General features: G+C 42.4%; 33 protein-coding genes. All 33 read right to left on the bottom strand.

Annotation, left to right across the window (positions count from 1 at the left end):
- Nucleotides 1–18: 18 nt before the first annotated feature.
- The 33 genes from rpsD to rpoC all read right to left on the bottom strand — a co-directional run bounded on the left by rpsD (nt 19) and on the right by rpoC (nt 21,258).
- On the bottom strand, nt 19–624 hold the full coding sequence (gene rpsD, locus G9Q97_RS13050) for a 30S ribosomal protein S4 (RefSeq protein ID WP_166147521.1): 606 nt from the start codon (nt 622–624) through the stop codon (nt 19–21).
- 17 nt (nt 625–641) lie between these two features.
- Nucleotides 642–1,040, bottom strand: coding sequence for a 30S ribosomal protein S11 (rpsK, locus tag G9Q97_RS13045; RefSeq protein WP_014020645.1), 399 nt, complete (start codon nt 1,038–1,040; stop codon nt 642–644).
- Between the two features lie 15 nt (nt 1,041–1,055).
- Entirely contained in the window at nt 1,056–1,433 is a 378-nt protein-coding gene (gene rpsM, locus G9Q97_RS13040; RefSeq protein WP_166147512.1) for a 30S ribosomal protein S13, read from the bottom strand.
- Nucleotides 1,434–1,438: 5 nt separating this feature from the next.
- The gene (rpmJ, locus tag G9Q97_RS13035) at nt 1,439–1,555 is read right to left on the bottom strand and encodes a 50S ribosomal protein L36 (protein ID WP_009034194.1); all 117 of its coding nucleotides are present in this window, start codon (nt 1,553–1,555) and stop codon (nt 1,439–1,441) included.
- Between the two features lie 51 nt (nt 1,556–1,606).
- A complete protein-coding gene (infA, locus tag G9Q97_RS13030; RefSeq protein ID WP_073095415.1) occupies nt 1,607–1,825 on the bottom strand; it encodes a translation initiation factor IF-1 in 219 nt (72 codons plus the stop codon).
- 2 nt (nt 1,826–1,827) lie between these two features.
- Complete coding sequence (gene map, locus G9Q97_RS13025) at nt 1,828–2,601, bottom strand: type I methionyl aminopeptidase (protein WP_166147510.1); 774 nt, start codon at nt 2,599–2,601, stop codon at nt 1,828–1,830.
- Between the two features lie 2 nt (nt 2,602–2,603).
- Nucleotides 2,604–3,920 carry a preprotein translocase subunit SecY gene (gene secY / locus G9Q97_RS13020; RefSeq protein WP_166147508.1) on the bottom strand — a complete coding sequence of 439 codons (1,317 nt, stop codon included), beginning with the start codon at nt 3,918–3,920 and terminating at the stop codon, nt 2,604–2,606.
- 3 nt (nt 3,921–3,923) lie between these two features.
- Entirely contained in the window at nt 3,924–4,370 is a 447-nt protein-coding gene (rplO, locus tag G9Q97_RS13015) for a 50S ribosomal protein L15 (protein WP_166147506.1), read from the bottom strand.
- A gap of 52 nt (nt 4,371–4,422) precedes the next feature.
- A complete protein-coding gene (rpmD, locus tag G9Q97_RS13010) occupies nt 4,423–4,602 on the bottom strand; it encodes a 50S ribosomal protein L30 (RefSeq protein WP_222851987.1) in 180 nt (59 codons plus the stop codon).
- Between the two features lie 4 nt (nt 4,603–4,606).
- Complete coding sequence (rpsE, locus tag G9Q97_RS13005; protein ID WP_166147502.1) at nt 4,607–5,125, bottom strand: 30S ribosomal protein S5; 519 nt, start codon at nt 5,123–5,125, stop codon at nt 4,607–4,609.
- A 5-nt stretch (nt 5,126–5,130) separates the two neighbouring features.
- Nucleotides 5,131–5,481 (bottom strand): 50S ribosomal protein L18, encoded by a 351-nt coding sequence (rplR, locus tag G9Q97_RS13000; protein ID WP_166147500.1) that lies wholly within the window; start codon nt 5,479–5,481, stop codon nt 5,131–5,133.
- A gap of 7 nt (nt 5,482–5,488) precedes the next feature.
- Complete coding sequence (gene rplF, locus G9Q97_RS12995) at nt 5,489–6,046, bottom strand: 50S ribosomal protein L6 (RefSeq protein ID WP_166147498.1); 558 nt, start codon at nt 6,044–6,046, stop codon at nt 5,489–5,491.
- A 9-nt stretch (nt 6,047–6,055) separates the two neighbouring features.
- A complete protein-coding gene (gene rpsH / locus G9Q97_RS12990; protein WP_166147496.1) occupies nt 6,056–6,451 on the bottom strand; it encodes a 30S ribosomal protein S8 in 396 nt (131 codons plus the stop codon).
- Nucleotides 6,452–6,534: 83 nt separating this feature from the next.
- Nucleotides 6,535–6,804 (bottom strand): 30S ribosomal protein S14, encoded by a 270-nt coding sequence (gene rpsN, locus G9Q97_RS12985; RefSeq protein WP_026956459.1) that lies wholly within the window; start codon nt 6,802–6,804, stop codon nt 6,535–6,537.
- Nucleotides 6,804–7,367, bottom strand: a complete 564-nt coding sequence (rplE, locus tag G9Q97_RS12980; protein WP_166147494.1) for a 50S ribosomal protein L5 — start codon at nt 7,365–7,367, stop codon at nt 6,804–6,806. The genes rpsN and rplE overlap by 1 nt, the downstream gene beginning before the upstream one ends.
- Nucleotides 7,360–7,704, bottom strand: coding sequence for a 50S ribosomal protein L24 (gene rplX, locus G9Q97_RS12975; RefSeq protein ID WP_166147492.1), 345 nt, complete (start codon nt 7,702–7,704; stop codon nt 7,360–7,362). The genes rplE and rplX overlap by 8 nt, the downstream gene beginning before the upstream one ends.
- Before the next feature lie 2 nt (nt 7,705–7,706).
- Complete coding sequence (gene rplN / locus G9Q97_RS12970) at nt 7,707–8,075, bottom strand: 50S ribosomal protein L14 (RefSeq protein WP_166147491.1); 369 nt, start codon at nt 8,073–8,075, stop codon at nt 7,707–7,709.
- Between the two features lie 3 nt (nt 8,076–8,078).
- Nucleotides 8,079–8,342 carry a 30S ribosomal protein S17 gene (rpsQ, locus tag G9Q97_RS12965; RefSeq protein WP_166147489.1) on the bottom strand — a complete coding sequence of 88 codons (264 nt, stop codon included), beginning with the start codon at nt 8,340–8,342 and terminating at the stop codon, nt 8,079–8,081.
- An 8-nt stretch (nt 8,343–8,350) separates the two neighbouring features.
- The gene (gene rpmC, locus G9Q97_RS12960) at nt 8,351–8,545 is read right to left on the bottom strand and encodes a 50S ribosomal protein L29 (RefSeq protein ID WP_163380330.1); all 195 of its coding nucleotides are present in this window, start codon (nt 8,543–8,545) and stop codon (nt 8,351–8,353) included.
- A gap of 4 nt (nt 8,546–8,549) precedes the next feature.
- The gene (gene rplP / locus G9Q97_RS12955) at nt 8,550–8,972 is read right to left on the bottom strand and encodes a 50S ribosomal protein L16 (protein WP_073095403.1); all 423 of its coding nucleotides are present in this window, start codon (nt 8,970–8,972) and stop codon (nt 8,550–8,552) included.
- 20 nt (nt 8,973–8,992) lie between these two features.
- Nucleotides 8,993–9,730, bottom strand: a complete 738-nt coding sequence (gene rpsC / locus G9Q97_RS12950; protein ID WP_166147487.1) for a 30S ribosomal protein S3 — start codon at nt 9,728–9,730, stop codon at nt 8,993–8,995.
- A gap of 3 nt (nt 9,731–9,733) precedes the next feature.
- The gene (gene rplV, locus G9Q97_RS12945) at nt 9,734–10,123 is read right to left on the bottom strand and encodes a 50S ribosomal protein L22 (RefSeq protein ID WP_166147485.1); all 390 of its coding nucleotides are present in this window, start codon (nt 10,121–10,123) and stop codon (nt 9,734–9,736) included.
- 2 nt (nt 10,124–10,125) lie between these two features.
- Nucleotides 10,126–10,404 carry a 30S ribosomal protein S19 gene (gene rpsS / locus G9Q97_RS12940; protein ID WP_073095400.1) on the bottom strand — a complete coding sequence of 93 codons (279 nt, stop codon included), beginning with the start codon at nt 10,402–10,404 and terminating at the stop codon, nt 10,126–10,128.
- Nucleotides 10,405–10,406: 2 nt separating this feature from the next.
- Nucleotides 10,407–11,231 carry a 50S ribosomal protein L2 gene (gene rplB, locus G9Q97_RS12935; RefSeq protein WP_166147483.1) on the bottom strand — a complete coding sequence of 275 codons (825 nt, stop codon included), beginning with the start codon at nt 11,229–11,231 and terminating at the stop codon, nt 10,407–10,409.
- Between the two features lie 13 nt (nt 11,232–11,244).
- On the bottom strand, nt 11,245–11,532 hold the full coding sequence (gene rplW / locus G9Q97_RS12930; protein WP_166147482.1) for a 50S ribosomal protein L23: 288 nt from the start codon (nt 11,530–11,532) through the stop codon (nt 11,245–11,247).
- A gap of 4 nt (nt 11,533–11,536) precedes the next feature.
- Nucleotides 11,537–12,166 carry a 50S ribosomal protein L4 gene (gene rplD, locus G9Q97_RS12925; protein ID WP_166147480.1) on the bottom strand — a complete coding sequence of 210 codons (630 nt, stop codon included), beginning with the start codon at nt 12,164–12,166 and terminating at the stop codon, nt 11,537–11,539.
- A gap of 4 nt (nt 12,167–12,170) precedes the next feature.
- The gene (gene rplC, locus G9Q97_RS12920; protein WP_163380336.1) at nt 12,171–12,803 is read right to left on the bottom strand and encodes a 50S ribosomal protein L3; all 633 of its coding nucleotides are present in this window, start codon (nt 12,801–12,803) and stop codon (nt 12,171–12,173) included.
- A 243-nt stretch (nt 12,804–13,046) separates the two neighbouring features.
- Complete coding sequence (gene rpsJ / locus G9Q97_RS12915) at nt 13,047–13,352, bottom strand: 30S ribosomal protein S10 (protein WP_073095396.1); 306 nt, start codon at nt 13,350–13,352, stop codon at nt 13,047–13,049.
- A gap of 11 nt (nt 13,353–13,363) precedes the next feature.
- On the bottom strand, nt 13,364–15,511 hold the full coding sequence (fusA, locus tag G9Q97_RS12910) for an elongation factor G (RefSeq protein ID WP_166147478.1): 2,148 nt from the start codon (nt 15,509–15,511) through the stop codon (nt 13,364–13,366).
- A 6-nt stretch (nt 15,512–15,517) separates the two neighbouring features.
- The gene (gene rpsG, locus G9Q97_RS12905; protein WP_163380338.1) at nt 15,518–15,985 is read right to left on the bottom strand and encodes a 30S ribosomal protein S7; all 468 of its coding nucleotides are present in this window, start codon (nt 15,983–15,985) and stop codon (nt 15,518–15,520) included.
- Between the two features lie 20 nt (nt 15,986–16,005).
- Nucleotides 16,006–16,389: a 30S ribosomal protein S12 gene (gene rpsL, locus G9Q97_RS12900; RefSeq protein ID WP_166147476.1), complete on the bottom strand. Its 384-nt coding sequence runs from the start codon at nt 16,387–16,389 to the stop codon at nt 16,006–16,008.
- A 162-nt stretch (nt 16,390–16,551) separates the two neighbouring features.
- Nucleotides 16,552–16,881, bottom strand: a complete 330-nt coding sequence (locus G9Q97_RS12895) for a DUF3467 domain-containing protein (RefSeq protein ID WP_166147474.1) — start codon at nt 16,879–16,881, stop codon at nt 16,552–16,554.
- Between the two features lie 66 nt (nt 16,882–16,947).
- Entirely contained in the window at nt 16,948–21,258 is a 4,311-nt protein-coding gene (gene rpoC / locus G9Q97_RS12890; RefSeq protein ID WP_166147473.1) for a DNA-directed RNA polymerase subunit beta', read from the bottom strand.
- Nucleotides 21,259–21,269 lie beyond the last annotated feature (11 nt).

Genomic DNA, 21,269 nt, shown 5'->3' with positions numbered 1-21,269 from the left:
TTTTAGGAATGTAAATGATTACTTAGAGTACAATTCAACGATCAGTTGTTCTTTGATGTTCTCCGGAATATCTTCCCTCAAAGGAACACTAACAAACTTGCCGCTTAGGGAACCATTGTCCCATTCCAACCAACTATATCTGGTAGTCCCTCTGCCTCTAAGGCTTTCGGTAATTGCTTCTAATGATTTGGACTTTTCCCTTACTCCAACCACATCTCCGGGTTTTAAAAGATAAGAAGGGATGTTTACCAATTCACCATTAACAAGGATATGTTTGTGGGAAACCAATTGTCTGGCACCTCTCCTGGTCGGAGCGATACCCAAACGATAAACGGTATTATCCAAACGGGCTTCCAGCAATTGCAACAGGTTTTCACCGGTTACGCCTTTTTTTCTGGAAGCAATATTGAACATTTTAGCAAATTGTCTCTCCAATACACCATAGATGTATTTTGCTTTTTGTTTTTCCATCAATTGGATGGCAAATTCAGACTGCTTTTTCCTTCTGCCTCTACCATGCATCCCCGGAGGATAATTTTTCTTCTGAAGCACTTTGCTTTGCCCTTCAATGGGCTCGCCAAATTTTCTGGCAATTTTTGCTTTTGGACCTCTATATCTAGCCATGCTTATTTTTCTTTAAATTAAACTCTTCTGCGTTTTGGAGGACGACATCCATTGTGTGGTAATGGAGTAACATCAGTGATGGTGGTTACATCCAAACCAACATTCTGGAGGGTTCTTATAGCAGATTCTCTGCCCGCTCCCGGACCCTTAACAAAAACCTCGATTTTCCGCAAACCAAGATCGTATGCTACTTGTCCACAGTTTTGGGCAGCCATCTGAGCAGCATAAGGCGTATTCTTTTTAGAACCCCTGAATCCCATCTTACCGGCAGAGGCCCAGGAAATAACCTGACCTGAATTGTTGGTAATAGAGATAATGATATTATTAAAGGAAGCTTTGATATGGGCTTGTCCAACCGCTTCAACTTTAACAACCCGCTTCTTAGCTTTTGTCTTTTCGTTTCTTTTCTGAGCCATAATCTATGTCAGGATTTATTTAGTCGCTTTCTTCTTATTGGCAACAGTTTTTCTCTTACCTTTTCTGGTTCTGGCGTTATTTTTTGTTTTCTGACCACGGACAGGCAAACCTTTCCTATGCCTCAAACCCCTGTAACAACCAATATCCATCAACCTTTTAATACTCAACTGTACCTCGGATTTTAGAACACCCTCTGTTTTGTGCTCTTCAGCAATGATGTTCCTGATAGCGGTAGATTCATCATCATCCCATTCTCCTGCTTTCTTGTCTAAAGAAATGCCTGCCTTAGTAAGAATGGCCCTGGCTGTACTCCTGCCAATACCAAAAATATAAGTAAGGCCTACTTCACCACGTTTATTGTCTGGTATATCGACACCTGCAATTCTAGCCATAGTATTTAACCTTGTCTTTGTTTAAACTTTGGATTCTTCTTGTTGATCACGTAAAGTTTTCCTTTCCTCCGGATTACTTTACAGTCAACACTTCTTTTTTTAATAGATGCTTTAACTTTCATATCAATACTAATTTTCTAATATCCGATTCCGTCATTTGCTCTTTCCGCTTTTTACTTGTAGCGGTACACTATCCTCCCCTTAGAGAGATCATAGGGAGACATTTCCAGTTTTACCTTGTCTCCGGGTAAAATTTTGATATAATTCATCCGCATTTTACCGGAAATATGAGCAATAAGTTGATGACCATTCTCCAGTTCCACTTTAAACATTGCATTGGACAATGCCTCCACAATGGTGCCGTCCTGCTCTATAGATGCCTGTTTAGCCATAATTAAGATTTAAAATTCTCTTCTATATAACGATGGGTTGTCAATATTTCTGTTCTGTCCTCAAATATGGCCACAGTGTGTTCATAATGAGCAGAGGGCTTCCGATCTGCTGTTCTAATGGTCCAGCCATCTCTTTCCTGAACGATATTCCTGGTACCCAAATTAACCATGGGCTCAATGGCAAGGACCATTCCTTGTTTTAACTTGGCTCCGCTACCTCTTTTGCCCCAATTCGGAACTTCAGGGGCTTCGTGAAGCTGTTTGCCAAGACCATGACCTACCAACTCCCTCACTATCGTATACCCTTTCGCCTCAATAAATTTTTGAATACTGTTTCCTATATCGCCAACACGATTACCAAAAACAGCTTTTTCTATCCCTACATAAAGGGATTCCTTGGTAGCATTAAGCAGCTCAATAACTTTGGGGGAAACTTCACCAACAGGGTAAGTATAAGCGGAATCGCTATGAAAACCTTGGTGAAAGACTCCACAATCTATTGAGATTATATCGCCATCTTTCAAAACATACTGACTGGGAAATCCATGAACTACTACTTCATTCACGGAAATACACAATGAAGCTGGAAAACCATTGTATCCTTTAAATGAAGGAACTCCATGGTGGTCCCGAATAAATTCCTCAGCAATTTTATCTAAAGAAGCAGTCTTTACTCCTTCTTTCACATGTTTGGCTACCTCGCCATGCGCTTTTCCTAAAATCTGCGCACTTTCTTTTATAATTTCAATTTCCTCTTCAGTCTTAAACTGTATCATATTTAAGCTACAGCGTAACTTGAAGGATCATTTTTCATGTTACCACTTTTCATCATTCCTTCATAATGTCTCATCAACAGATAACTTTCAATCTGCCTCAAAGTATCCAAAATAACTCCGACCATAATAAGCAGTGAAGTTCCTCCATAGAATTGGGCAAACTCCCCACTCACTCCGGCGATAATGGCAAAGGCGGGCATGATGGCCACCAGGGCTAGTAAAATGGAACCTGGCAGCGTAATTCTGGAAATAATATTGTCAATGAACTCGGAAGTTGGAGCACCAGGTTTGATACCTGGGACAAAACCGCCATTTCTTTTCATATCCTCCGCTATCTGTTCCGGATTCACCGTGATAGCGGTGTAGAAGAATGTAAAAAGAATAATCATCAGCGCAAATACCAGGTTGTACTGCCATGAGGTGAAATCAGAAAATGTAGTCCCGATATAAGCGGCAATATCACTTGATTCAGCCCAAATTTGAGCAATAAGTGCAGGTAGAAACATCAGGGATTGTGCAAATATAATGGGCATTACTCCTGAAGCATTCACTTTGATAGGGATGTACTGGCGTTGACCACCATATACTTTCCCACCAACTACTTGCTTGGCATATTGAACCGGTATCCTTCTGACAGCCTCTGTCAAAGCCACGACCCCAACTACAACAAAAAACAGAATCACGGCTTCAAGAATCAATAAGAGTATTCCACCTCCACCTTTTGATAAACTTTCTGAAATAATAGCACCTGGCAGGGCTGAAATAATCCCTATCATAATCAACATGGATATACCATTACCAATACCCTTTTCAGTAATCTTTTCGCCTATCCACATACAAAACATGGTTCCGGAAGTAAGCAAAATGAGTGCTGATACCATGAAGAGGGTCTTATCAATCATAATGGCCTCATCTGGAATAGTGGCTGTTATGTATCCAATCCCCTGGGCAAAAGTAATCAGTATGGTCAGGATCCGTGTAATCTGATTGATTCTCTTTCTCCCAGATTCCCCTTCCTTTTGCAATTTCTGAAAATACGGTACCCCAACAGTCAACAATTGCAGGACAATTGAAGCAGAAATGTAGGGCATAATACCCAAACCAAATATGGAAGCCCTACTGAAAGAACCACCCAGAAAGGTATCAATCAACCCGAAGATACCTGAGGCAGCTTCTCCAAGACGACTGGGATCCACCCCCGGAAGGACTACAAAAGAGCCGATCCTGAAAACAATAAGTAATCCTATTGTATTCAAAATCCGGATTCTCAAATCCTCAATCGAAAAGATGTTCTTTACTGTTGTGATAAACTTTTTCATGAATTAAATCTTATTAGCAGATCCTCCAACTTTTTCAATAGCAGCAATAGCTGAAGCGGAGAAGCTGTGGGCACTTACATTTACTTTCGAGGTAAGTTCGCCCCTTCCAAGCACTTTTACAAGATCTTTTTTGGAAACTAAACCATTTTCACGTAAAACGTCAAAATCGATCGTATCAATACTCAAATCAGTAACCAGTTCCTGTATCTTGTCCAAATTGATTGCCTGGTATGCCACTCTGTTATGACTGGTAAAACCAAACTTTGGAACCCTACGTTGCAAGGGCATCTGCCCACCTTCGAAGCCAAGTTTTGTTTTATAACCAGATCTGGATTTAGCACCTTTATGACCTCTGGTGGAAGTACCTCCCCTTCCGGAACCCTGGCCCCTACCAATTCTTTTTCTGGTTTTGATGGAACCTTCGGCTGGTTTTAATGTATGTAATTTCATTTTATATCTATTTTCTACTGGTCAAAACTCGGTAAGCATTTAAGCTTCCGGTTTAAACATCCTGAACCTTAACTAAATGGCTGATTTTCTTGATCAATCCCTGCATCTGTGGGGTATTTTCCACCTCTACAGTTCTATTGATCTTACCTAATCCCAGAGCTGTTATCGTTGCTTTCTGATTTTTAGGTCGTTTTATAATGCTTCTGATCTGTGTAACTTTAACCTTAGCCATAAATTTAACCGTTAAATACTTTAGATAATTTAACTCTCCTTTGCTGAGATACAGCAATGGCATCCCTAAGATTGACCAGGGCATCAATGGTTGCTTTTACCACATTGTGCGGATTGGAAGAGCCCTTTGACTTGGCCAGGATATCGGTATAACCGGCGCTTTCAAGTACTGCACGCATGGCTCCACCGGCCAAAACACCTGTACCAGGAGCTGCTGGTTTGATCAATACCAAACCTCCTCCATACTTACCCAGCTGATCATGAGGAATGGTACCTTTCAGTAAGGGAACCTGAATAAGATTTTTCTTGGCGTCTTCAACTCCTTTGGTAATGGCATCGGTAACCTCATTGGCCTTACCCAGACCAAATCCGACAACTCCTTTTCCATCACCAACAACTACTATAGCAGAAAAAGAGAACCTACGTCCACCTTTTACCACTTTAGCCACCCGGTTAATGGCAACTACCTTTTCACTTAATTCTGTATCTGTAGCCCGAATGGGTTTTTTACTTGTTTGGGACATAATGATTAAAATTTAAGGCCTCCTTCTCTGGCACCATCGGCCAAAGCTTTTACATTTCCATGATAAAGATACCCGCTTCTGTCGAAAACTACTTCATTTAAACCATTGGCTACCGCTTTTTCAGCAAGCTTTTTACCAACTTCCTTCGAAACGGTTATATTTATATTTTTACTGGAACCTAATTCCTTAGAGGACGCAGCTGCTAGCGTTTGCCCCTTTAAATCGTCAACCAATTGTGCGTAAATCCCTGTATTACTTTTGAACACAGAAAGTCTTGGCCTGGCATCGGTACCGGAAATCTTTCTTCGGATACCTCTTTTTATTCTCAGTCTTCTTGTTTTTTTCTTGAAAGCCATCTTCTAATTATTTTTTAGCAGCAGTTTTACCAGCTTTACGTCTAATGTGCTCACCAACAAATCTTACACCCTTACCTTTGAAAGGCTCAACTTTACGCAGGGATTTGATTTTAGCGGCAACCTGTCCGATTAATTCTTTGTCAATTCCCTCAAGAGAAATCAATGGATTCTTTCCTTTGGGAGTTTCCGTTTTGATAGCTATTTCCTGGGGAACCAACAAAAATATATTGTGTGAGTAACCCAGTGAAAGTTCAAGAATCTGACCCTGATTGGTAGCCTTATAGCCTACACCTACAAGTTCCAGGTCTTTTTTATATCCTTCATGAACCCCGACAACCATATTGTTTACCAGAGAACGAAAAAGTCCATGCAGGGATTTATGACGCTTTGAATCAGTTGGTCTTTCGAATACAACTTGATTGTCCGCAACTTTTACTGATATATCAGGATTTACCTCCTGTACCAGTGTACCTTTGGGACCTTTAACAGTTACCTGATTGTGATCAGAAACGTCTACAGTCACACCCGCAGGTATATTTATCGGTTTTTTACCTATTCTAGACATATCAATTTTTTAATAAACGTAACAAAGGACTTCTCCACCCACGCCTTCAACACGGGCTTCCTTGTCAGTCATCACCCCCTTGGAGGTGGAAATAATTGCAATTCCCAAACCATTGATTACTCTTGGAAGGGAATCCTTACTCACATATTTTCTTAAACCTGGCTTACTGATACGAGAAAGGCTAACAATGGAATTTTCCTTTGTCTGTGGATTGTACTTCAAGGCTATTTTTATAGTACCCTGAGGACCCTCCTCAACAAATTTATAATTTTGTATGTAACCTTTTTCAAAAAGAACTTTAGTAAGTTCTTTTTTCATGTTCGAAGCAGGTATTTCTACTATCCGGTGAGAAGCCTTGATGGCATTCCTCAATCTGGTTAGATAATCAGCTATTGGATCAGTCATATTTGTATTAGTCTAACTGCAAAACCCTAATGGGCCTGCAAAGTTACACAATGAAATTTAGAATAAAAACTATTATATAATTTTTACCAGCTAGACTTGGTTACACCCGGAATTTTCCCTGCTGAAGCCATCTCTCTGAAAGTCACTCTATTGATACCGAATTTTCTCATGTATCCTTTGGGTCTGCCGGTAAGCTTGCATCGGTTATGAAGCCTTACTGGAGAAGCATTCTTGGGAAGCTTATCCAAGGCTTCGTAGTCACCAGCAGCTTTTAGTTCAGCACGTTTTTTAGCATATTTTGCTACCAAACGTTCTCTTTTTCTTTCGCGGGCCTTTATCGATTCTCTTGCCATTATTCTTCTTCTTTATTTTTATTAACAAAAGGCATTCCCAGAGATTTTAATAAGGCATATGCTTCCTCATCATTATTGGTATTGGTAACCAAGGTAATGTCCATGCCGGAAATCCTGTTTACTTTATCAATACTGATCTCAGGAAATATGATTTGTTCAGTCACTCCGAGTGTGTAATTGCCACGACCGTCAAATCCTTTATCAGAAATACCCTTAAAATCCCTAACCCTGGGCAAGGCAATGCTTACCAGCCTATCAAGAAATTCGTACATCCGGTCACCCCTTAAAGTAACTTTTGCACCGATAGGCATTCCGTCTCTCAACTTAAAGTTGGATATGGAGACCTTAGCTTTGGTAGCTACGGCTCTTTGCCCGGTGATCAGTGTAAGTTCCTCAACACCCTGATCTACCAATTTTTTGTCAGCGACCGCAGCTCCAATACCTTTGTTCAAAACTATCTTGGTAAGTCTGGGAACCTGCATCACACTTGTAAACTGAAATTTATCCTTCAGCTCCGAAGTGATTTCCTTGTCGAACTTTTCTTTTAATCTAGGTTTAGCCATTGATCACCTCCCCGGTTTTCTTAGAGTACCTTACTAATTTTCCGTCTTCATTTTTCTTTCTTCCAATTCTGGTAGCTTCACCGGTTTTGGGATCTACCAATTTTAGATTGCTGATATGAATCGGCGCTTCCTTCTTTTCAATACCTCCCTGAGGGGAATTTGCCGTTGGTTTGATATGTTTGGTTACCATATTCAAACCCTCAACAATTGCCCTTCTCTTGGTTTGGTCAACTGAAAGGATTTTTCCTTTTTTGCCTTTGTCATCACCTGAAATTACCAAAACGGTATCTCCGGATTTGATGTGCAATTTAGGTTGTTTGTTAAATTTTCTTTCCATTTTTACAATACTTCAGGGGCCAGTGATACAATTTTCATAAACTGTCGCTCCCTCAGTTCCCTGGCCACAGGGCCAAAAATACGGGTACCTCTGGGTTCGTCATTGTTATTCAAAAGTACGGCCGCATTATCTTCAAACCGGATATATGAGCCGTCTTTTCTACGGACTTCCTTTCTGGTCCTTACTATTACTGCTTTGGAAACAGTGCCTTTTTTCATGTTACTGGACGAAATGGCCGATTTAACAGACACGACAACCTTGTCTCCAATAGAAGCATACCTTCTCTTGGTTCCTCCCAAAACTCGGATTACAAGCACTTCTTTTGCGCCTGAATTGTCCGCTACGCTTAATCTGGATTCTTGCTGTATCATGATTTATAAAGCCCTTTCTATTATTTCGACCAATCTCCAACGTTTACTCTTACTCAGCGGACGCGTTTCACTGATTTTAACCAGGTCTCCCGGATTACAATCATTGTTTTCGTCATGAGCCATGAATTTGGTAGTCTTACCAACAAATTTACCGTACATGGGGTGTTTTACTCTTCTCTCCACAGCTACGGTAATGGATTTATCCATTTTGTTGCTCACTACTTTACCTATTCTTTCTTTACGAAGGTTTCTTTCTGTAGTAGCCATTTTGTTATTTATTTAGCTAGTTGTTTGGCTCGTAAAAAAGTATTCAACCTTGCGACCAAACGCCTTGATTCTTTGATTCTATTAGGATTCTCAATAGGAGAAATGGCATGAGCAAAACGAAGTTTTGTCAGGTTCTCCTTCTCCGCAGCTATGCGTGATATAATTTCGCTCTCCGTAAGAGCATTGATTTCTGAATTTTTCATTGCTTTATGATCCAACGTAATCTCTACGTACGACAAATTTGGTACTTACAGGAAGCTTTTGTTGTGCTAATCTCAAGGCTTCCTGGGCTACTTCTACAGGTACCCCTGTAGCTTCAAAGAGGATTGTCCCCGGCTTGATCACTGCAACCCAATACTCGGGAGCTCCTTTACCTTTACCCATCCTTACTTCTGCAGGTTTTTTGGTAATGGGTTTATCTGGAAAAATCCTTATCCAAACCTGACCTTCCCTTTTCATTGCTCTTGTCATCGCAATACGGGCAGCTTCTATTTGTCTAGAGGTGATCCATCCAGGCTCAAGGGATTTGATTCCAAAATTGCCAAAGGCCAGGGTATGACCTCTCTGGGCAATTCCCTTGATCCTCCCCTTGTGCATTTTTCTAAATTTCGTTCTTCTTGGCTGTAACATGATTGCTCAGTTAAAGATGTTTAGTTGTTTCTTTTTCTTCTCTTGGGTCCACCTTCTCTCCTTCTCCTGTTTCCAGCCGGAGCATTGCCTTTGGCATCGCTTCCAGAACTCAGATTAGGCGAAAGATCTCTCTTCCCATAAACTTCTCCCTTGAAGATCCAGACTTTAATACCAATCTTGCCATATACCGTTTGTGCTTCCGATAAAGCATAATCCACATCGGCACGAATGGTATGCAATGGTATCCTTCCTTCCTTGTACATCTCGGACCTGGCCATTTCAGCTCCACCAAGCCTTCCGGAAAGCTTTACCTTTATTCCTTCTGCACCTACCCTCATGGTAGCCGCAATGGATTGCTTCATTGCCCTTCTAAAAGAAATCCTGGCTTCCAATTGCTGTGCAATGGATTCTCCTACTAATTTCGCATCCAGTTCAGGGCGCTTGATCTCGAAAATATTGATCTGAACATCCTTATTGGTAAGCTTTTTTAATTCTTCCCTCAGTTTATCTACTTCCGAACCGCCTTTACCGATTACCACTCCGGGTCGCGCAGTTTGAATGGTTAGGGTAATCCTTTTAAGCGTTCGCTCGATGATTACTTTGGAAATGCCACCTTTTGGAATCCTGGCAAATACATACTTTCTGATATTCTGGTCTTCATAAAGCTTCTCAGCAAAATCACGACCACCATACCAGTTAGAGTCCCAACCCTTGATGATACCAAGCCTTAAACCAATTGGGTTAACTTTCTGTCCCATATTTTAGTCTTCATTTTCATTTGATTCAACAATATCAGCGGTAACGTCTCCACTCAGGGAGTCTACAATTAGCGTTACATGATTTGATCTTTTGCGGATCCTATGGGCCCTGCCCTGTGGTGCAGGTCTAAGCCTTTTCAGCATCCTGCCCCCGTCTACTGCGATGGTTTTGACGTAAAGCTCAGCATCTTCCAGCTTTTCTTCAGGATTTTTTGCCTGCCAGTTGGCAATGGCTGATAACAATAATTTTTCAAGCCTGATGGCTCCGTGATTGGGTGTGAATTTCAGGATACTTAATGCCTGACCCACTTTTTTTCCCCTTACCAGATCCGCAACCAGACGCATTTTCCTGGGAGAGGTAGGAACGTTATTTAATTTTGCTATTGCTTCCATGATTATCTCTTTCCTTTATCTTTTTTGGCAATGTGTCCACGGAAATTTCTGGTAGGAGCAAATTCACCCAACTTGTGCCCAACCATATTGTCTGTCACAAATACAGGAATAAATTTGTTTCCATTATGCACTGCAAAGGTATGTCCCACGAAGTCCGGAGAGATCATTGACCTCCTTGACCAGGTCTTGATTACGGACTTTTTGCCGGAATCGTTCATGACATCCACTTTCTTTGCCAAATGATGTTCTATATAAGGGCCTTTTTTTAATGAACGTGCCATGTTTATTTAGATCTTCTGCTAATGATAAATTTATTGGAATATTTTTTGACCGAGCGGGTTTTCTTCCCTTTAGCCAATAAACCGGTTCTGGAACGTGGATGACCACCTGATGAGCGCCCTTCACCACCACCCATTGGGTGATCTACCGGGTTCATGGCTACCCCTCTGGTCCTGGGTCTTCTACCAAGCCACCTTTTTCTGCCTGCTTTTCCAAGAACAACGTTCATGTGCTCACCATTCGAAACAGTCCCAATGGTAGCCTTACAAGCTGCCAATACCATTCTCATTTCCCCGGAAGGTAATTTGATGGTCACATATTTCCCTTCCCTGGCAAGCAATTGTGCGTAACCGCCTGCGCTACGAACAATGGCTCCACCCTTTCCGGGCTTTAATTCAATATTGTGAATGATGGTACCCAAAGGGATGTCCTTCAAGAATAGGGTGTTTCCTACTTCGGGACTGGCTTGCTCGCCACACAAAACGGTCTGCCCAACCTGAAGTCCTTCAGGAGCAAGCATATAGGTTTTGGTGCCATCCTTGTAAAACAACAAGGCTATTCTGGCCGTCCTGTTTGGGTCGTATTCGATGCTTTTCACCACTGCAGGAACGCCCTCTTTTACTCTTTTGAAGTCAACAATCCTGAGTCTTTTCTTATGTCCGCCTCCTATGTATCGGGAGGTCATTTTTCCAGTATGGTTCCTGCCTCCGGATTTTTTTAAAGGAGCCAACAAGCTCTTCTCCGGTTTGGACGTGGTGATCTCATCAAAGGATGGGGCCACTCTAAATCGGGTTCCGGGGGTTACAGGTTTTAATTTCTTAACTGCCATTGGTTTGATTCAATTAAATTTCACCGTAAAAATCAATAATTTCACCTTCTGCCACCTGTACTATTGCCTTCTTGAATGTATTGGTATAGCCGGAAACAATTTTAGCTTTCGTGTACCTGGTCTTTTTCTTTGCGGCATAGCGCATGGTACGCACCCCAACCACTTTGACACCGTACATTTTCTCTACAGCGCTTTTGATCTGAGGCTTCTTTGCGGTTTTTTCTACCACAAATCCATAGACCCCACGTTCGTTCATGGCTGAGATCTTTTCTGTAATCAAAGGTCTTTTTAATATCTCCATGATTTTATTTCGATAAAAGGGTTTCTAATTTACTCAATGCACCTTCACAAAAAACAAGGCTATCCGCATCCAAAACCTCATACGTGTTCAAATCATCCACGATCCGAACCTTTGCTTTTTGAAGATTTCTGGATGACAGATAAACGTTCTGATTGTTTTCAGCCACTACAAGTAGGGTCTTTTTATCCGAAAGCGATAAATTGGAAAGCAGTTTGATGTAATCTTTCGTCCGGGGTGCATCGAAAACCAGATCTTCCAATATTACGAGGCCATTATCTTTTGCCTTGTAAGACAAGGCAGATTTCCTGGCAACCTGCTTTAACTTTTTATTCAATTTAAAAGAATAATCCCTTGGTTTAGGTCCAAAAACCCTGCCACCACCCCTGAAAATCGGGGATTTGATAGAGCCTGCACGAGCGCCTCCGGTACCTTTTTGCTTTTTGATCTTCTTGGTAGATCCGGAAATCTCGGCCCTTTCTTTAGACTTGTGGGTGCCCTGCCTCCTGTTGGCCAAATACTGCTTGACATCAAGGTAAATGGCATGATCGTTGGGCTCAACCGCGAAAATATCCTCGGAAAGCGAAACTTTTCTTCCGGTATCTTCACCGGTCTGTTTTAATATTGCTAATTCCATCTTCTTACTTCTCTAGAATCACAAAAGAATTTTTGGCTCCCGGTATAGAACCACTTACTAAAAGCAGGTTCTTTTCAGGATAAATTTTAAGTACTTTTAAGTTAAGCACTTTGACCCTGTTACCTCCGGTCCTTCCAGCCATTCTCATGCCTTTAAAGACCCTGGATGGCCAGGAGCAAGCACCGATGGAACCAGGGTGACGTTGCCTGTTGTGCTGTCCGTGGGTAGCGCCTCCGACACCACCAAAGCCATGTCGTTTTACCACACCCTGAAAACCTTTACCCTTGGAAGTACCAATGGCATCAACAAAGTCACCTTCTACAAAAATCTGGTCAGATATAACGGTTTTGCCCATGTCTACCTGACCTTCGAATTCCACTCTGAAATCCCTGAATTCAACAACTTTCTGCTTTGGCGTTGTACCGGCCTTTTTAAAATGACCGATCAAGGGCTTGGGCGTATTTTTCTCTTTACGCTCACCATAAGCCAATTGTACAGCGTTGTACCCGTCTGTTTCTACATTTTTTACTTGCGTCACTACGCAAGGACCAGCTTCTACTAACGTGCATGCGACATTACGTCCATCGGCACTAAAAATACTAGTCATTCCGATTTTCTTACCTATTATTCCAGACATCTATGGATATATAATATTCTATGATTCACAAGGCTTTACACACCTGTGCCCTTTTAAAGGATTGCAAAGTTAGTAATTTAATTTCAGCTTGCAAATCGCAACCTGAATATTTTCAAACAATTAGCTACATAACAAGCCTTTTGCAGGAGAAAATTTCAAAATTGAAATAAGGATCCCATTAAACTAACCGAAAAAGCCCGTGCCAAAACTGGCACGGGCTTTTAATAAGACCAACGGCGCGGATCAGACTTTGATCTCTACATCCACACCACTGGGAAGTTCGATTTTCATCAAAGCATCTACAGTCTTGGAGCTACCGGAATAAATATCCACCAGCCTTTTGTAGGTACAAAGCTGGAATTGCTCCCTGGCTTTTTTGTTGACATGTGGAGATTTCAAAACGGTGAATTTTTCCTTTTTTGTAGGCAAGGGTATGGGCCCTACTACAATGGCACCGGTAGATTTTACAGCTTTAACGATTTTTTCTGACGACTTATCCACCAGGCTGTAATCGTATGACTTTAATTTTATTCTGATTTTCTGATTCATTTTCGATTGATTTAAGCCTTCTCTCCTTTTACTTTGGCAATGATACCTTCAGCAATATTGTTAGGAACTGGATCATAATGTGAAAAGGTAAGCGAGGCAGAAGCCCTACCAGAGGAGATTGTTCTCAGGTCAGTTACATAACCAAACAGTTCGGATAAAGGAACTGAAGCTTTTATAACCGTGGCTGCTCCTTTGGTGTCCATTCCTTTCATCAGACCCCTTCTACGGTTCAGGTCTCCGGTTACCGGTCCTGTATATTCATCCGGGGAAACCACTTCAACCGCCATAATAGGCTCCAACAATTGTGGCTTACACTTTTTAGCTGCTTCCTTGAAGCCAATCCTGGCCGCCATTTCAAATGAAAGGGAATCAGAATCCACATCGTGGAATGATCCATGAAACAACCTTACTTTCATCGCCTCAATGGGATAGCCTGCCAATGGTCCGTTTTTCATGGCATCAGCAAAACCTTTTTGAATAGCCGGGATAAATTCTTTAGGAATGACTCCACCAACTATACCATTCACGAAATCCAAACCAGGTTTGATTTCCTTGGTTTCCGGATCTGGTTCTCTTGGACCCATTTCAAAAACGATATCGGCAAACTTACCTTTACCACCGGTTTGTTTCTTATATACCTCCTTGTGCTCTACACTGCTAAACAAAGCTTCTTTGTAAGCAACTTGTGGAGCACCCTGATTGATTTCTACTTTAAACTCACGTTTTAAGCGATCGATGATGATTTCCAGGTGAAGTTCTCCCATACCTCTTAGTATCACCTGACCAGTTTCGTGGTCGGTATTTACATGCAAGGTAGGATCTTCCTCAACCAATTTAGATATCGCCATGCCCAGCTTATCCACATCAGCCTGTGTTTTGGCTTCAATCGCATATCCGATTACAGGCTCCGGAAAAGTCATCTCTTCAAGAACAACTTTGTGCTTCTCGTCACAAAGGGTATCCCCTGTTTTGATATCCTTAAATCCAACACCTGCACAAATGTCACCAGCTTCAACCCTATCTATTGGGTTTTGCTTGTTGGAGTGCATTTGAAGCAGTCTGGAAATCCTTTCTTTTTTATCTGTCCTGGTATTAAAAACATATGAACCAGCTTCAAGTTTTCCAGAATAAACCCTCATAAAGGCCAATCGACCTACAAAAGGATCAGTAGCGATTTTGAATGCCAATGCAGCAAAATGATCGTCACTGTCAGGATGTCTCAGTACAGCCTCCTCCGTATCCGGATCGGTGCCTTTCACAGCTGGCAAATCCAAAGGACAGGGAAGGTAGGCAATAACAGCATCCAATAATGCCTGCACTCCTTTGTTTTTAAAAGCAGAACCACAAAGTACAGGTGAGAAATCCATATTGATAACCGCCTTACGGATAGCTGCCATCATTTCTTCTTTGGTAATGGAATTTTCATCCTCAAAGAATTTTTCCATCAATGCCTCATCATAAGAAGCTACCTGCTCAACCAGGCTTTGCCTGTATTCTGCAACCGTCTCCTTGAGGTCTTCAGGAATATCAATAACCTTATAGGTCATTCCCTGGTCTTCTTCATTCCAAACCACTGCCTGATTGGTGATCAGATCTACCACCCCTTTAAAAGTGTCTTCTGCTCCGATTGGAATCTGAAGCGGAACTGGATTGGCACCGAGTTTATCTTTTATTTCAGCCACGGCATTGAAGAAATCAGCACCGGCTCTGTCCATTTTATTGACGAAACAAATCCTTGGGACATGGTATTTATCTGCCTGTCTCCAAACGGTCTCTGACTGTGGCTCTACACCGGAAACTGCACAAAACAAGGCTACAGCACCATCCAAAACCCTCAATGATCTTTCCACTTCCACGGTAAAGTCCACGTGACCAGGTGTATCAATAAGGTTGATTTGATAGTCCTTGGTATCATCATTGGCAACACCCTGAATAGTAGGATACTTCCATTTGGTAGTGGTGGCAGCAGAGGTAATGGTAATACCCCTTTCCTGCTCCTGCTCCATCCAGTCCATGGTAGCTGCACCATCATGAACTTCTCCGATTTTATGGGAAAGTCCGGTGTAGTACAGAATACGTTCTGAAGTAGTGGTTTTTCCGGCGTCAATATGCGCCATGATACCTATATTTCTGAGATATTTTAAGTCTTTCTTAGCCATTATTCATTAAAATCTAAAATGCGAGAATGCTTTATTGGCCTCTGCCATTCTATGCGTGTCGTCTTTCTTCTTCACAGCAGCGCCTTCTCCTTTAGATGCAGAGATAATCTCACCTGCCAGCCTGTCCATCATGGTTTTCTCGCCTCTTTTTCTGGCAAAAGTAATCATCCACTTGATTCCCAGGGAAATTTTACGCTCTGGTCTTACCTCCAAAGGTACCTGGAAAGTGGCTCCCCCAACCCTACGACTCTTAACCTCTACAGCAGGAGTGATGTTGTTCAGTGCCTTTTTCCAAACCTCAAGACCATTCTCACCTACTTTATCTTCTACTTTTTCTATAGCATCGTAGAAAATCCTGTAAGCAATACTTTTCTTACCATCCACCATCAAACAATTGACAAACCTGGTGACCAAAGTGTCATTGAATTTGGGGTCAGGAAGAATATACCTCTTTTTTGGTTTTGCTTTTCTCATTTTATTCTAAGTTATTGACATTACTTTTTTGCTGCCTTGGGCCGCTTGGCTCCATACTTGGAACGCGCCTGCTTACGGTCTTTTACTCCGGCAGTATCCAGGGCTCCCCGGATAATATGATACCTTACACCTGGCAAATCTTTTACCCTTCCTCCTCGGATCAACACAATAGAGTGCTCCTGAAGGTTATGACCTTCTCCCGGAATGTAGGCATTCACTTCCTTTCCGTTGGTCAATCTTACCCTGGCCACCTTTCTCATGGCAGAGTTAGGTTTTTTTGGTGTAGTGGTGTACACCCTGGTACACACACCTCTTCTTTGGGGACAGGCATCCAGAGCCCTTGACTTGGATTTGCTCTCAAGAGTGGTTCTACCTTTTCTAACTAACTGTTGTATAGTAGGCATTAATAGATAAATTAAATATTCTGCTTTTAAACTTATAAAATTCGGATTGCAAAGGTAAACAAATCAATAAAACAAACAAAATTAAGGAGTTATATTTTATCGCCTGTGCCAGACCACATTTTCAATGGAAGCGTTATGATAAAGTATGCTTTTAATCCACTGTCAGGCCTCTCCCGGCGTTCCCCCAAAATTCAAGGGAAATTGCGGCACTTCCATGCCTCCTTCTATCTTCCCAAATGCTTTTTCGTACTTTTCGATATTGTCCTTCAACGCAAGCAGCAGTCGTTTGGCATGATCGGGAGTCATGATGATTCTGGATTTGACCTTAGCTTTCGGAATACCTGGCATCAGCCTGATAAAATCGATCACAAACTCTGAATTGGAGTGCGCAATCATGGCCAAATTGGAATAAATCCCCTCAGCTATTTCATCCGAAAGCTCAACATTGATTTGTTGTTTTTGATCCTTTTCTGCTTTATTGTCTTCATCCATATTGTAGTTGTTAAGAAAAAAAGGCCTGCAACAATCGGCAGGCCCTTTTCCATAAAGAGCAATTCTTTATTTAATGGTTTCCCGAACTTTTCTGCTACTACTTTCTTTTTCCGCAGTAAGCAATTCATATTCTTCCTGGGAACCGACAATGAGTTGGCCAAATTTTCTCTGACCAGTGCCGGCAGGAATCAGGTGACCCACGATTACATTCTCTTTAAGTCCCAGCAACTCATCTCGCTTACCCCTGATGGCTGCCTCACTCAGTACCTTGGTGGTTTCCTGGAAGGAAGCGGCAGAAATAAAGCTTTCTGTTCCCAAAGAAGATGCGGTAATACCCTGAAGGGTGGGCTGAGAAACTGCCGTTTGGGCATCCCTTACCTGAACGAGTTTCATGTCTTTTCGCTTCAGGCTGGAATTTTCATCCCTCAACCTTCTTGCCGAAATGATCATGCCTGGTTTCAATGTAGCGGAATCTCCGGCGTCCATTACTACCTTTTTATCCAATATCATATCATTCTCCTCACGGAAAGCCCATTTGTCAACGATCTGATTTTGTAGAAATCCGGTATCACCTGCATCAAGGATTTCCACCTTTTGCATCATCTGACTTACGATTACCTCAATGTGCTTATCGTTAATTTTCACACCTTGCAAACGGTAAACTTCCTGAATCTCATTTACCAGGTACTCCTGAACTGCAGTTGGTCCTTTTATGGAAAGGATATCATTCGGTGTAATGGCCCCATCTGAAAGAGGTTCTCCCGCTCGGATAAAATCATTTTCCTGAACCAGAATGTGCTTGGACAGTGATACCATATAGCGCTTCCGAACTCCATCTTTGGATTCGATGAATATCTCACGATTACCACGCTTGATACCACCGTAAATCACCACGCCATCAATTTCTGATACCACAGCCGGATTAGACGGGTTTCTGGCTTCAAATAACTCTGTTACCCTTGGCAAACCACCGGTAATATCCCTCGTTTTTCCAACAGATCGGGGAATTTTTACCAAAATTTGTCCAGCTTTGACCTCTTCTCCTTTTTCTACCGAAAGGTGAGCACCAACAGGAATATTATAAGATTTGGACTCATCGCCATGCTCTACTATTACGGCAGGGTTTTTCGTTTTATCCTTGGTATCAATGATAACCTTTTCCCTGTACCCAGTCTGATCATCGGCAACCTCCTTATAGGTAACTCCCTCGATAATTGCCTCAAAATCAACCTTCCCGTCAAATTCGGATAATATAACGGCATTGTAAGGGTCCCAGGTACACAATGATTCACCCTTAGCAATTTTTTGTCCATCCGTAACGTTCAATACTGCACCATAAGGCACGTGATTGGAAACCAGCGTTTTGCCTGATTTGACATCGTTGACCTTAATCTCTCCGGATCTACCCATTACGATGGCAACCTCTTCACCATCCTTGTTGGTCGTCTTGATCCAACGCAATTCCTCCTCAAACTCTACAATTCCATCAAACTTAGAATTGATACTTGCTTCCACAGAAATATTGGAAGCTGTACCACCTACGTGGAAAGTCCTCAAAGTCAGCTGTGTACCAGGTTCTCCAATGGATTGGGCAGCTATGACACCAACAGACTCACCTACCTGTACTTGTTTGCCAGAGGCCAGGTTCCTACCATAGCACTTGGAACAAACCCCTCTGCGGGTTTCACAGGTAAGTACAGATCTGATCTCAATTTCTTCTACTGCCGAATCATCAATGGCCTTGGCCACTACATCGGTGATTTCTTCACCAGAGGAGATAATCAGCTCATCTGAAATGGGATCAATTACATCATGTACTGCAATTCGGCCTACCACCCTTTCGGATAAAGGCTCCACAATCTCATCATTATCCTTCAATGCCTGAACCACCAATCCTCTCAGGGTTCCACAATCTTCCTCAGAAATGATCATGTCCTGCGCCACATCCACCAACCTTCTGGTAAGATATCCCGCATCGGCTGTTTTCAGTGCCGTATCCGCAAGGCCTTTTCTTGCTCCGTGAGTGGAAATAAAGTACTCCAATACATCCAATCCTTCTTTAAAGTTGGACAGGATTGGGTTTTCAATGATTTCCCCTACAGAGCCCTGCAGGTTCTTTTGGGGTTTGGCCATCAGGCCTCTCATTCCACCCAACTGACGGATCTGCTCTCTGGAACCCCTGGCTCCGGAGTGCATCATCATATAGATAGCGTTGAATCCATGGTGATCCTCCTCCATTTGACGCATCAGTATATTGGTCAGGTTGGAATTGGTCCGGGTCCAAATGTCAATGACCTGATTGTACCGCTCATTATCGGTGATCAAACCCATCAGGTAGTTGTTCCATACCTGGTCAACTTCCGTTTTGGCTTTCTCTATAAGCGGGTCTTTTTCTTCGGGAATGATCACATCGTCCAAGCCCATGGACAAACCACCCAAATAGGCCATTTGAAATCCAAGGTGCTTGATATCATCCAGAAATTGTGCTGAACGAGCAATACCGCATATCTTAACCACCTCAGCAATGATCTGTTGAAGCTTTTTCTTGGTTAGCAGTTCGTTTACAAAGCCTACCTGAGAAGGTACAAATTGATTAAATATCAACCGGCCAGCCACAGTTTCTACAATTTCATCTGACAGTGAGCCGTCATCTTTTCTTACTTTTACTTTACACTTTATATGTGCATGTTTGGATATGGCCTCTTCATTCAAGGCAATCAATACTTCCTCCTGTCCATAAAAGGTCATTCCTTCTCCTTCTACAGGCCTTTCTTCCGTAGATCGCATGCCTTTGGTCACATAGTAAAGACCCAAAACCATATCCTGCGAGGGTACGGTAATCGGTGCGCCATTGGCAGGGTTCAGAATATTGTGCGAAGCAAGCATCAATGTTGAAGCTTCCAATATGGCTTCATGTCCCAGAGGAACGTGGACAGCCATTTGGTCACCATCAAAGTCAGCATTAAAGGCTGTACAAGCCAAGGGATGCAACTGAATGGCTTTGCCTTCAATCAATTTGGGCTGGAAGGCCTGAATACCCAGTCTGTGCAGGGTCGGTGCCCTGTTGAGCAGTACCGGATGTCCTTTAAGCACATTTTCCAATATATCCCAAACCACCGGATCTTTGCGGTCTACGATCTTCTTGGCCGATTTTACTGTCTTTACAATGCCTCTTTCAATCAATTTCCTGATGATAAAGGGCTTGAAAAGTTCTGCGGCCATGTTCTTGGGCAAACCGCATTCATGCAGTTTTAATTCAGGACCTACCACGATCACAGAACGGCCGGAATAATCCACCCTTTTTCCCAAAAGGTTTTGTCTGAAACGGCCTTGCTTTCCCTTCAACATATCTGAAAGGGATTTTAAAGCCCGGTTTCCATCCGATCTTACGGCGTTTACCTTACGGGAATTATCGAACAAAGAATCAACCGCTTCCTGAAGCATCCTTTTTTCATTCCTCAGGATGACTTCCGGTGCCTTGATATCGATAAGTCTTTTTAACCTGTTGTTACGTATGATTACCCTTCTGTAAAGATCATTTAAATCCGAAGTGGCAAATCTACCTCCGTCCAATGGCACCAATGGGCGAAGCTCTGGTGGGATAACGGGAACCATGCGAACGACCATCCATTCAGGGCGGTTTTCAATCCTGGTTCTGGCATCTCTGAATGCTTCAACTACCTTTAGGCGTTTTAAGGCTTCACCCTTTCTTTGTTGAGAGGTATCCGTGGCGGCCTGATGCCTCAGACTATAGGAAAGATCATCCAGGTCAAGCCTGGCAAGAAGCATTTCCAAGGCTTCAGCACCCATTTTGGCTATAAATTTATTGGGATCATCATCGTCAAGCATCTGGTTTTCTTTCGGAAGCTTGTCCATGATGTCCAGGTATTCGTCTTCTGTCAGGAAGTCCAGGTATTGCAAACCATCGTCTGCTTTTGCCCCTGCCTGAATGACCACGTACCTTTCATAGTAAACAATCTGATCAAGTTTTTTAGTGGGCAATCCCAAAAGATAACCAATCTTGTTGGGAAGGGATTTGAAGTACCAAATATGAGCTACGGGTACTACCAACTCGATATGCCCCATTCTTTCCCTTCTCACCTTCTTCTCGGTAACTTCCACCCCGCAGCGGTCACATATGATCCCCTTATACCTGATGCGTTTGTATTTTCCACAATGACATTCCCAGTCCTTTACCGGCCCGAAAATTCGCTCGCAGAACAAACCGCCCATTTCAGGCTTATAGGTCCTGTAGTTGATCGTTTCAGGTTGTGTAACCTCCCCATGTGAACTGTCCAATATGGACTCCGGTGAGGCCAAACTAATGGTGACTCTGGAAAAGTCGTTGTTTAGTTTTTTATTTTTTCTGAACGCCATAGTTGTTTTTG

Origin of the sequence: Cyclobacterium plantarum, from assembly GCF_011290685.1 — a bacterium.
GTDB lineage: Bacteria > Bacteroidota > Bacteroidia > Cytophagales > Cyclobacteriaceae > Cyclobacterium > Cyclobacterium plantarum.
Note: the sequence above shows the minus strand (reverse complement) of the source record. Positions and strands in the feature narration are given on the sequence as shown.